The following is a 10,205-nucleotide window of genomic DNA, read 5'->3' on the forward strand; positions in this document are numbered from 1 at the left end:
TATTTATTTACGGCAGACGCGCTTGCAGGAAAATGGGCGGAATATCAAGCTCAATTTCTTGATCAAAATCCAGTAACTATTTTAGAAAATCAACAAGTACGTTTGCGAGTGAGCTATAAAGAAACGCCAGTCATGACAGAGCAAGTTGTGATTAGCGCCATAGGATTACCTGAGGGAAAAACAGCCCAAATTAACTTGAATGACAGTGAAGGTAATCAATTTAGTGTAGAGCTTAAAGAAAGTGAAGACACTCATCAAGCTTTGCCAATTAATCGTCAGTATCAAGTGAATACGGTGTCATTCACGATCGATGGTAAAACTTATGTTGCCGAGTCTTCATTGAATGGCTTTTTATTACAAAAAGATAAGCCATTAAATTTAGTCATTAATTATAACACTCAAAACACTCAATTTGTGGCTTATTGGGGAGGTTGGAATAACTATACCCTGACCCCGCTTGCAGAGAGTAAAGTTACCGTGGTCAATTTATCATTTGCTGATATCAAACTGGAAAATGGTAATTATCGGGTTGATACGAGCGTATCGGGTTATTTAACTGATGTGCCGCGTGCTAATAGTCAAATATGGCCAAATTACCAAACTTGGACGCAATATGCTCATGCTCATCCAGAAACTAAATTTATGCTTTCGGTGGGGGGAGCGACTTTCTCACGTATTTGGACGCAACTATTGACTGTTGAAAGTGTTGAGGCGATTGCTGACAGTTTGGTTGATAAGCTGACGATAAAATATCCGGTCTATTCTGGAAATTTTGCAAGAGCTGAAGAAAAAATCGGTGAGATTGAATTAGCGGGTATTGATCTTGATGTTGAGGCTTCTGGACAACGTGTTGATGAAAGAATCAGTCGCAATGTGATTGCGTTAATTAAAGCATTAAAAGCGCGAGCGCCAAATAAGCTAATTACTTTTGCAGGGTTCTCTGTGGGAGCGGACCCTGAAGGGCAGTGTACTGTTCCAGGTTCTGTGCATTGTGGAGAGGATCGGCAGATTTTGCAACAGGCAGGGCAGCTATTAAACTGGGTCAATGTGATGGCCTATGATGCTGGTGAAGCTTATGCCCGTAAAGATTATCAGATTGCATTACAAAATTATGCGGGTTTAATTGGCAAGCAGAAAACCTATTTGGGTTTGGATTTGCAGCCGCAATGGGGTGTTGCCGTACCAGAAACTCCTGAACAACTAGCAGAGAAAGCAAAATGGGCTGTTGAGCATGGCTATGGTGGTGTGATGCTATGGGCAATTATTAATCACAGCGTTAACCCTTATAATTATGTGATGGCAATTTCTAAAAGTATTTCCTGATTGAGCTATAAGATGTATTTATCGCAGCTATGTTATAAATTCCCGCTTTTGCGGGAATAATTTGCTTTAAATTCAGCTCGAAGTTTTAGAAAGTCATTTGGTGTTGTTGTGTATAGATAATTAAAAAAAGTAGTAAGTGCTTTCACTCCATCGTTAATGGGTTGAAGATGCCAAAATTGATTTAGCTATAAATATCGCTTTTTTTCGCAAGAATGCAATTTTTTGCCATGGTTTGATTATAGCTACCACAATAACCATTTAAGTAACCTGGCGTTTGATTTAACGGTGGATAGACGATATTCATCTGCCAACCTGACCCACCTGGAGGTGGCAGGTTAAAGGCGAATTTTTTAGTTAATTTAAGCATTAATAAAGTGCCGCTATCTAATTCATAATAACACTGAACGGTACCGTCAAAGGCTTCTCCAGCTTTATGGTATTTTGCACCATACTGAACAGTCGCAAACTTGATTGTGCGACTAAACGCGGGGTTATTCATAAGGCGCCAACCTTGTGGAGCTTGCCAGGCGGAGTTTTGCCAATGAATGGAGTTGGGTTCCGGGCAAGTCAGAGGCGCTGCGATGCTATTATTTATAAACGCTGAGCTACTTAATGTAAATAATAAAAAGATCAGTTGCTTCATGAATATTCCTTTGTTTATTCGGTTTATCCTTTAATTATTGCTGTAATAGTCGTTTTAATTGGTATAGCGCATCTTGGGCTTGACGTGGACTGAGTTCATCCGGGTTTAAGTCACGTAAAGCACTTAGGGCTAGAGATTCTTCTTCTGGTTCTGGCTCGAAATTTAATGCGGTTTGTATAGGTTGATAAGTGGTCGGTTTTTCAAGAGAGTGAAGTTTACTCTTCGCCATCTGAATGACCTTGCTGGGGACGCCAGCTAGTTGTGCGACCTGTAGACCATAACTTTGACTGGCGGCACCGTCGCTGACGGTATGTAAAAAGACAATGCGTTCATCATGCTCGACGGCATTGAGGTGAACATTATGGCAATTAGGAGCGCTCTCTGGCAGAGCGGTTAGCTCAAAATAGTGGGTGGCAAATAAAGTAAAAGCCTGAATGGATTGGGCTAAGTGTTGTGCGCTGGCCCAAGCGAGGGATAAACCATCGAAGGTGCTGGTGCCGCGGCCGATTTCATCCATCAACACTAAACTATTTTCAGTTGCATTGTGTAAAATATTGGCGGTTTCACTCATTTCGACCATAAATGTTGAGCGGCCGCTGGCTAAATCATCAGATGCACCGATACGGGTGAAAATGCGATCAATTGGGCCGATGGTCACTGTCTGTGCTGGGACAAAGCTGCCAATATAACTTAATAAGGTAATTAAGGCAGTTTGGCGCATGTAGGTCGATTTTCCGCCCATATTCGGCCCGGTGATGATGAGCATACGACGGTTTTTCTGCAAGTGTAGATCATTGGGAGTAAAGTCAGCTTGTCGCTCATGTTCGACGACTAAATGACGGCCTTGTTGAATATCGATGCCAGGTGAGTCTGTGAATGTAGGGGCTGTTAGATTTAAACTCTCAGCACGTTCAGCGAAATTAGCAAAAACATCGAATTCTGCCAGCGCTGTTGCGAGCGATTGTAATTGCTCTGTATGTTCAGCAAGGTGTTGCAATATGCTTTCATATAAGGCTTTTTCACGGGCGAGCGCACGTTCTTTTGCGCTTAGGACTTTATCTTCAAAGCCTTTGAGTTCTTCGGTAATAAAACGCTCTGCATTTTTTAAGGTCTGGCGGCGGGTGTAATGCGTGGGGGCGGTTGCCGCTTGTGCTTTGCTGATTTCAATATAGTAACCATGCACACGGTTATAACCGACTTTAAGTGTAGATAAGCCGGTTGCTTCTTTTTCACGTTGCTCGAGTTGGACGAGGTACTCATTGGCATTTGCGGATAGGTTTCTGAGTTCATCGAGTTCATGGTCAAAGCCTGGAGCAATGACACCACCATCACGAATGAGCTGAGGCGGACTTTCGATAATTGCATCCGTCAGGCATTTTAACAAGTCATCTTGAGGTTTTGGCACATGATTTAAAGCTTGTTGTGCCGTTTTAGATAACTTTCTATAGTGATTAAATAATTCTGGAATCAACGCGAGGGTGTCGCGCAATTGAGTGAGATCTCGTGGACGAGCTGAACCTAAGGTGATACGCGTGACAATACGTTCTATATCAGCTGTGTTTTGGAGTAATTCCTGAATGGGTAGAAAATTTTGATGATAAAGTAACTCGCCGATGATGGTATGGCGCAATTGAAGTTTTTTCGTATCGCGAATCGGTTGATGAAGCCAGCGACATAATAAGCGACTGCCCATCGCCGTTTTGCTGTGATCGATAACAGCGGCTAGCGTGTGTTTTTGACTGCCTTGTAAATTTTGGGTCAGTTCTAAGTTACGGCGTGTAGCCGCATCGAGAATTAAATAATCACTGTGTTGCTCAACGCGTAAACCTTGAATATGAGACAGTGTCGTGCGCTGAGTTTCTTTTAAATAATTGAGCAAGCTGCCTGCAGCACACAAGGCAAGGGGGTAAGCCGCACAATCTAGGCCGGTCAGGTCATGATAACCAAATTGTTTTTTGATAGAAAGTGTCGCTGTCGTTAAATCAAAATCCCATTCAGGACGTTTGCGTAATGGCAATTGCTGGGCATTAAATTGATTAATCAGTGAATGTGTTTCGTTGAGGAGGATTTCTGCGGCTTGCAAGCGTTCGAGTTCGCTCAATAGAGCGTCTTCACTATCAAGTTGCATGATATTAAAGCGGCCGCTGCTCATATCAAAATAGGCGAGGCCATGTTGATTTTTATGGCTATGCAGGGCTAGTAATAAATTATCTCTGCGCTCTTCTAAATAATGCTCATCACTGACGGTCCCAGGAGTAATGATGCGAGTGACTTTACGTTCGACCGGGCCTTTGCTGGTTTTAGGGTCGCCGACTTGTTCACAAATGACGACAGACTCACCTAAATTGATTAAGCGTGAAATATAATTATCAGCAGCATGGTAAGGCACGCCAGCCATCGGAATAGCATTTCCACCTGATTTACCACGGGCAGTTAAGCCGATATCAAGTAAAGTGGCGGCTTTTTTTGCATCATCAAAAAATAATTCGTAGAAATCACCCATGCGATAAAACATGAGCGTATCCGGATGTTCGGCTTTTAGTGCTAAATATTGTTGCATCATTGGGGTATGCTGTTGTAATGGTTGCTCTAACGCACTCATCTGGGTACCTTATAGTTTTAGTTTTTAATTGTTTTGATTTCTAGAACAACGATGATAAAAGGAGTTTGCTTGGAATGGAAGAGGGTAATATTCAAGTTCTTGCAACTGACTTAGGTGAACAACTTAAGTCTCAAGGCTTATGGCTGGTGACTGCCGAGTCGTGTACAGCAGGTTTAATCGCAGGTGCGGTAACGGATGTTGCGGGAAGTTCGGCATGGTTTGAGCGAGGTTTTGTCACTTATAGCAATCGGGCCAAGCATGAAATGCTCGATGTGCCTTATAGTGTGTTAGATGAATATGGTGCGGTGAGTGAAGAAGTCGTGCGTTTAATGTCACGTCATGCCTGTGATCGCAGTGGTTGTTCTGTTGGAGTGTCAGTGAGTGGTATTGCCGGGCCTGAGGGGGGTTCTCACGAAAAACCGGTGGGAACCGTATGGCTGTCTTGGAGTGTCAATGGCGATGTCACCGCTGAGCAATATATGTTTAAGGGCGATAGAGAAAAAATAAGGTTCAGAGCCGTGCATGCAGCGCTAACTGGGCTTTTAACACGACTCAACTGACGTTAAGTTATTTTTGAAGGTAAAGGAGAGTAAGATAGCGCTTGGTTGCGTGCCGCCTTTATCATAGAATAAATGCATAAAAAATGAGGGGAAAAGAATTTATGTCAGAACAAAAAAGTAAAGCATTGCAAGCTGCCTTGTCGCAAATCGAACGCCAATTTGGTAAAGGCTCGGTGATGCGCTTGGGGGATTCTAATTTAAATGAGGGAATAGAGGTTATCTCTACAGGTTCATTAGGCCTGGATATTGCTTTAGGTATCGGCGGCTTACCAAAAGGGCGGATTGTCGAAATCTATGGGCCTGAGTCTTCGGGTAAAACAACACTGACTTTGCAAGCGATTGCTGAGTGCCAGAAAAATGGGGGTACTGCGGCTTTTATTGATGCAGAGCATGCTTTGGACCCGATTTATGCCGAGCGTTTAGGCGTTAATGTTGAAGACTTAATCGTCTCTCAACCTGATACTGGTGAACAGGCTTTAGAAATTGCTGATATGTTGGTGCGTTCAAGTGCAGTTGATATTGTGGTTGTTGACTCTGTCGCCGCACTGACACCGAAAGCTGAAATCGATGGTGATATGGGGGATGCGCATGTCGGTTTGCAAGCGCGGTTGATGAGCCAAGCTTTGCGTAAAATTACCGGCAGCATTAATCGTTCGAATACGCTCGTTGTCTTTATTAATCAAATTCGCATGAAGATTGGGGTGATGTTTGGCAATCCAGAGACAACAACGGGTGGAAATGCGCTTAAATTTTACTCATCGGTTCGCTTGGATATCCGTCGCACGGGGGCGATTAAAAAAGGCGATGAGATTCTGGGCAACCAAACACGCGTGAAAGTGGTGAAAAATAAAGTTGCACCTCCGTTTAAACAGGCTGAGTTTGATATTTTATATGGCGAAGGGATTTCCCATGCTGGTGAAGTGATTGACTTAGGCGTTGAGTGTGGCCTGATAGATAAAGCTGGTGCTTGGTACAGTTATAAAGACACCCGCATTGGTCAAGGTAAGGAAAATGTGCGTCAGTATTTGTTAGATAATCCTGAGATGATGGCTGAGATTGAAGCCGGAGTTCGCGCCGAAAAGCTAGATCTTGACGTTCCTGTCATAGAAGAGAGTGATGCTGCACAAGCCGCTCAGTGACGAGTCCTCTATTCGTGTCGCAGCCATTCGTTTTTTAGCGCGGCGCGAATATTCCTACCATGAGCTCTATGAGCGCCTAAAGCCTCGTGTTCAATCCTATGCTTTGCTTGAAAGCGTTTTACTTTCTTTACAAGAGCAAGACTTAATTTCTGATCAGCGTTTTTGTGAAAGTTACGTGCGCAGCAAGGTGAATTCGGGTCAAGGGCCATTAAAGATCAAACAAGCCTTATTCCATAAGGGGGTGGCTGAGGTGATTATCTGCTCTGTGCTCGCAGACTACAGTGAGCGGTGGTATGATAATGCGTTTAGGGTGTGGTGTAAGCGGTTTGACCATCCAGGAGAGACTCCTGAGGACCAGGCGCGCCAAATACGATTTTTACAGTCTCGAGGATTTGAATTCGAGCATATTCAAGCCGCCTTAAAACAAGGCCGTCAGCAAGTGAGTGAAGAATGAAAACAGCCAAAATTCGTCAAGCGTTTTTAGAATATTTCCGTGATAAGGGGCATACGATTGTTCCAAGCAGTTCATTAGTGCCTAAAGATGACCCGACTTTATTGTTTACTAATGCCGGTATGGTCCAATTTAAAGAAACTTTTCTAGGACAAGAACCGCGTGCTTATACTCGAGCCACATCCTCCCAGCGTTGTGTGCGCGCAGGGGGTAAACACAATGACTTGGATAATGTTGGTTATACCGCTCGTCATCATACTTTTTTGAGATGCTGGGTAATTTTAGTTTTGGTGATTACTTTAAGCGTGAAGCGGTTTTATTCGCGTGGGAATTTCTTACGGAAGTCATTAAATTACCTAAAGAGAAGTTATGGATTACTGTTTATGATAAAGACGAAGAAGCGGCAAATATTTGGACCAATGATATCGGTTTAAGCCAAGAGCGCGTCATTCGCATTGCGACTAAAGATAATTTTTGGGAAATGGGTGATACGGGGCCTTGTGGACCGTGCAGTGAGATTTTCTATGATCATGGCCCTGAAATTTTTGGTGGCTTACCTGGCACGGCGGATGAAGATGGTGATCGCTACATTGAGATCTGGAATATTGTCTTTATGCAGTATAACCGCGGCTCTGATGGCGAGTTAACGCCTTTACCAAAGCCTTCTGTTGATACCGGGATGGGCCTAGAGCGTTTAGCGGCGATTTTGCAGGGTGTGCATAATAACTATGAAATTGACTTGTTCCAGGCGCTAATTCGTTATGCGGCTGATTTAGCCAATTGCCGTGATTTAAGTAATCCATCGTTACGGGTGATTGCTGACCACATTCGTTCTTGTAGTTTTTTAATCGTTGATGGTGTTGCGCCATCGAATGAAAGTCGAGGCTATGTATTAAGACGGATAATCCGCCGCGCAATTCGCCATGGCCATAAGCTAGGAATTCAAGAGGCGTTTTTCTATAAATTAGTCACGCCATTGGTGCAGCAAATGGGCGAGGCTTATCCTGAGTTAGCTCAACAGCAACCGATGATCGAACGTATGCTATTGCAGGAAGAAGAGCAGTTTGCGAAGACGTTGGAGCAGGGAATGCGCGTATTTGAGCAGAGTATTGCTGGCCTGAAAGGCTCGGAAATTCCCGGTGAAATCGTCTTTAAGCTCTATGACACCTATGGTTTTCCGGTGGATTTAACGGCAGATATCGCTCGTGAGCGCAGTTTGACTGTAGACGAAACAGGCTTTCAGACCCATATGGAAGCTCAGCGTGAGCGCGCTCGTGCAGCAAGCCAGTTCTCGCTGGATTATAATGATTTAGTTGAGCTGGATACCTGCTCTGAGTTCAGTGGCTATGAAAAAACGCAAGATCATGCCAAAGTGACTGATATTGTTTTAGGCAAAGAACGTGCTGATAAAATAACCTCAGGGCAGGATGGGGTGATTGTGCTGAACTCATCACCGTTTTATGCTGAATCTGGGGGACAAGTCGGCGATACGGGAGTGATTAATGCGGGTGGCGCTGAGTTTTTAGTTACCGATACTCAAAAACAACAACAGGCGACTTTGCATATAGGACGAGTTGTTAAAGGTGAGTTTTTTGTTGGTGAAGAGGTGCAGGCCTGTGTTGATGGTAGGAAGCGCCAAGCCACAGCATTGAATCACTCGGCAACACACTTGTTGCATGCGGCGTTGAGATATGTGCTGGGTGAGCATGTGACCCAAAAAGGTTCATTAGTAGATAGTGAGCATTTACGCTTTGATTTTTCTCATTTTGAAGCGGTGAGTGCTGAGCAGCTCGCTGAGATTGAAAATTTGGTGAATCAAGAGATTCGTCGTAATCACAGTATAGAAACCGACATCATGAGCATTGAAGCTGCGCAACAGAAAGGTGCGATGGCCTTATTCGGTGAAAAATATGACGATGATGTGCGTGTGTTGTCTATGGGTAGTTTCTCTATGGAACTGTGTGGTGGAACACATGCGAAGCGTACTGGTGATATTGGCTTTATGAAGATCACTAGCGAGTCAGGAATTGCTGCTGGTGTGCGCCGGATTGATGCGGTCACCGGTGAAGGGGCGCTAACCTATGTGAATGAGCATGAGAAGGCCTTAAACCGGATTGCAGAGAAACTTAAAGGCAATAGTAATACAGCAGTTGAGAAGACAGATCAGTTATTACTAAAACTGCGCAACTTGGAGAAAGAAGCAGAGCAGCTGAAATCTAAATTGGCAAGCTCTCAAGGCTCTGACTTAGCCTCTTCTGCGATTGATATCAAGGGGGTGAAGCTTCTTGCGGCAAAGGTTGAAGGTGTGGAAGCAAAGGGCTTACGTGATCTTGTCGACCAACTTAAGAACAAACTAGGCTCAGCAGTGATTATTCTTGCTGTGGTCAGCGGAGATCGTGTGAGTTTGATTGCAGGAGCTACGAATGACTGCAAGAATAAAGTTCCAGCAGGGCAGCTGGTGAACTTTGTTGCCGAGCAAGTGGGAGGTAAAGGCGGCGGTCGTCCTGATATGGCGCAAGCGGGCGGACGTGAACCTGAAAAACTGACGGTTGCGCTTGAAAATGTAGCGTCTTGGGTGAAAAGTCGATTATAAAGTAAAAAAAATTTCAATTTGTAAAATAGAGGCCCTTAAAGGGCCTTTTTATGTTAAAGATGTTCTAAATTCCTTGAGTTTTTATAGAGAAGGGGGTAATATTCGCAGCTTGTGTTTGATGTTGCATAGCATAACCATTGATGGATGTTTTGATGGGGATGTTTAGGCTAAAGTCAGCGACTATGTTTGACGATACTAGCACTAGGGCATAAAGACTCTGGGCACGGTTCGTGATATCGCCGACCTTGCTCTATGGGACGTGAAATGCGAAGGGTTTAAGCAAAGGAGAAAATTTTAATGTTAATTTTAACTCGCCGCATTGGCGAAACGTTAATGATTGGTGATGATGTCACTGTGACTGTCCTCGGTATTCGTGGTAATCAAGTTCGTATCGGTGTGAATGCACCTAAAGAAGTGTCTGTGCATCGTGAAGAAATCTATTTACGCATTCAAGAAGAAAAAGAGGGTGGCCAAGCAGGCTATTCATCTGATACTGAAGTCAGTGGTAACCGTATCCCTTATCCAAATGGGGATGTAGACGGAAATAAGTTCTAACCATTTGACTTTGCTCGGCAAATCGGTATAATTTGCCGAGTTGCCGGAGAGGTGGGTGAGTGGCTGAAACCAGTTCCCTGCTAAGGAACCGTATGCTAACGCGTACCGAGGGTTCGAATCCCTCCCTCTCCGCCACGCTTTACGACGCGCCCGTAGCTCAGCTGGATAGAGTACCTGGCTACGAACCAGGCGGTCGGAGGTTCGAATCCTTCCGGGCGCGCCAATTTCTTTCATCTCCCAAACTATTTTGATCCTGTGTCGACCAATTATCCATGGATAAAAGCTTTGGCTTTGTTTAGTAGATCAAGTTCGGGTTCAGGGTGGATGACAAAACCCTTT

General features: G+C 44.2%; 6 protein-coding genes, 2 tRNA genes and 2 pseudogenes. 8 read left to right on the top strand and 2 right to left on the bottom strand.

Annotated elements, in window-relative coordinates; translation table 11 throughout:
• Positions 1 to 1,323: glycoside hydrolase family 18 protein (locus BGC07_RS00770; protein WP_162272285.1), on the top strand; the 1,323-nt coding region annotated here is incomplete at its 5' end.
• Between the two features lie 181 nt (positions 1,324 to 1,504).
• Here BGC07_RS00770 and BGC07_RS00775 read toward each other — a convergent pair.
• On the bottom strand, positions 1,505 to 1,966 hold the full coding sequence (locus tag BGC07_RS00775; protein WP_069311583.1) for a hypothetical protein: 462 nt from the start codon (positions 1,964 to 1,966) through the stop codon (positions 1,505 to 1,507).
• 34 nt (positions 1,967 to 2,000) lie between these two features.
• Positions 2,001 to 4,568 carry a DNA mismatch repair protein MutS gene (gene mutS / locus BGC07_RS00780; RefSeq protein ID WP_069311584.1) on the bottom strand — a complete coding sequence of 856 codons (2,568 nt, stop codon included), beginning with the start codon at positions 4,566 to 4,568 and terminating at the stop codon, positions 2,001 to 2,003.
• 74 nt (positions 4,569 to 4,642) lie between these two features.
• Between mutS and BGC07_RS00785 the strand changes: the two genes are divergently transcribed.
• From BGC07_RS00785 to BGC07_RS00815, 7 genes and pseudogenes are all read left to right on the top strand, one after another.
• The gene (locus BGC07_RS00785; protein ID WP_069311585.1) at positions 4,643 to 5,128 is read left to right on the top strand and encodes a CinA family protein; all 486 of its coding nucleotides are present in this window, start codon (positions 4,643 to 4,645) and stop codon (positions 5,126 to 5,128) included.
• Positions 5,129 to 5,229: 101 nt separating this feature from the next.
• The gene (gene recA / locus BGC07_RS00790; protein WP_069311586.1) at positions 5,230 to 6,267 is read left to right on the top strand and encodes a recombinase RecA; all 1,038 of its coding nucleotides are present in this window, start codon (positions 5,230 to 5,232) and stop codon (positions 6,265 to 6,267) included.
• Entirely contained in the window at positions 6,245 to 6,721 is a 477-nt protein-coding gene (locus BGC07_RS00795; RefSeq protein ID WP_069311587.1) for a regulatory protein RecX, read from the top strand. Before recA ends, BGC07_RS00795 begins: the two co-directional genes overlap by 23 nt.
• Positions 6,718 to 9,311 (top strand): annotated as a pseudogene (gene alaS / locus BGC07_RS00800) (alanine--tRNA ligase). Before BGC07_RS00795 ends, alaS begins: the two are co-directional and overlap by 4 nt.
• A 297-nt stretch (positions 9,312 to 9,608) precedes the next feature.
• Positions 9,609 to 9,773 (top strand): annotated as a pseudogene (gene csrA / locus BGC07_RS21370) (carbon storage regulator CsrA); the annotation flags it as partial.
• Between the two features lie 138 nt (positions 9,774 to 9,911).
• Positions 9,912 to 10,001 (top strand) — tRNA-Ser (locus BGC07_RS00810).
• 11 nt (positions 10,002 to 10,012) lie between these two features.
• Positions 10,013 to 10,089, top strand: a tRNA-Arg gene (locus BGC07_RS00815).
• Positions 10,090 to 10,205 lie beyond the last annotated feature (116 nt).

The sequence above is a fragment of the Piscirickettsia litoralis genome (assembly GCF_001720395.1).
Classification (GTDB): Bacteria; Pseudomonadota; Gammaproteobacteria; order Piscirickettsiales; family Piscirickettsiaceae; genus Piscirickettsia; species Piscirickettsia litoralis.

What these genes read in the sequence shown, in the direction of transcription:
- BGC07_RS00775 (WP_069311583.1), bottom strand. Translation starts at nt 1,966, where the DNA reads ATGAAGCAACTGATCTTTTTATTATTTACATTAAGTAGCTCAGCGTTT.
- mutS (WP_069311584.1), bottom strand. Translation starts at nt 4,568, where the DNA reads ATGAGTGCGTTAGAGCAACCATTACAACAGCATACCCCAATGATGCAA.
- BGC07_RS00785 (WP_069311585.1), top strand. Translation starts at nt 4,643, where the DNA reads ATGGAAGAGGGTAATATTCAAGTTCTTGCAACTGACTTAGGTGAACAA.
- recA (WP_069311586.1), top strand. Translation starts at nt 5,230, where the DNA reads ATGTCAGAACAAAAAAGTAAAGCATTGCAAGCTGCCTTGTCGCAAATC.
- BGC07_RS00795 (WP_069311587.1), top strand. Translation starts at nt 6,245, where the DNA reads ATGCTGCACAAGCCGCTCAGTGACGAGTCCTCTATTCGTGTCGCAGCC.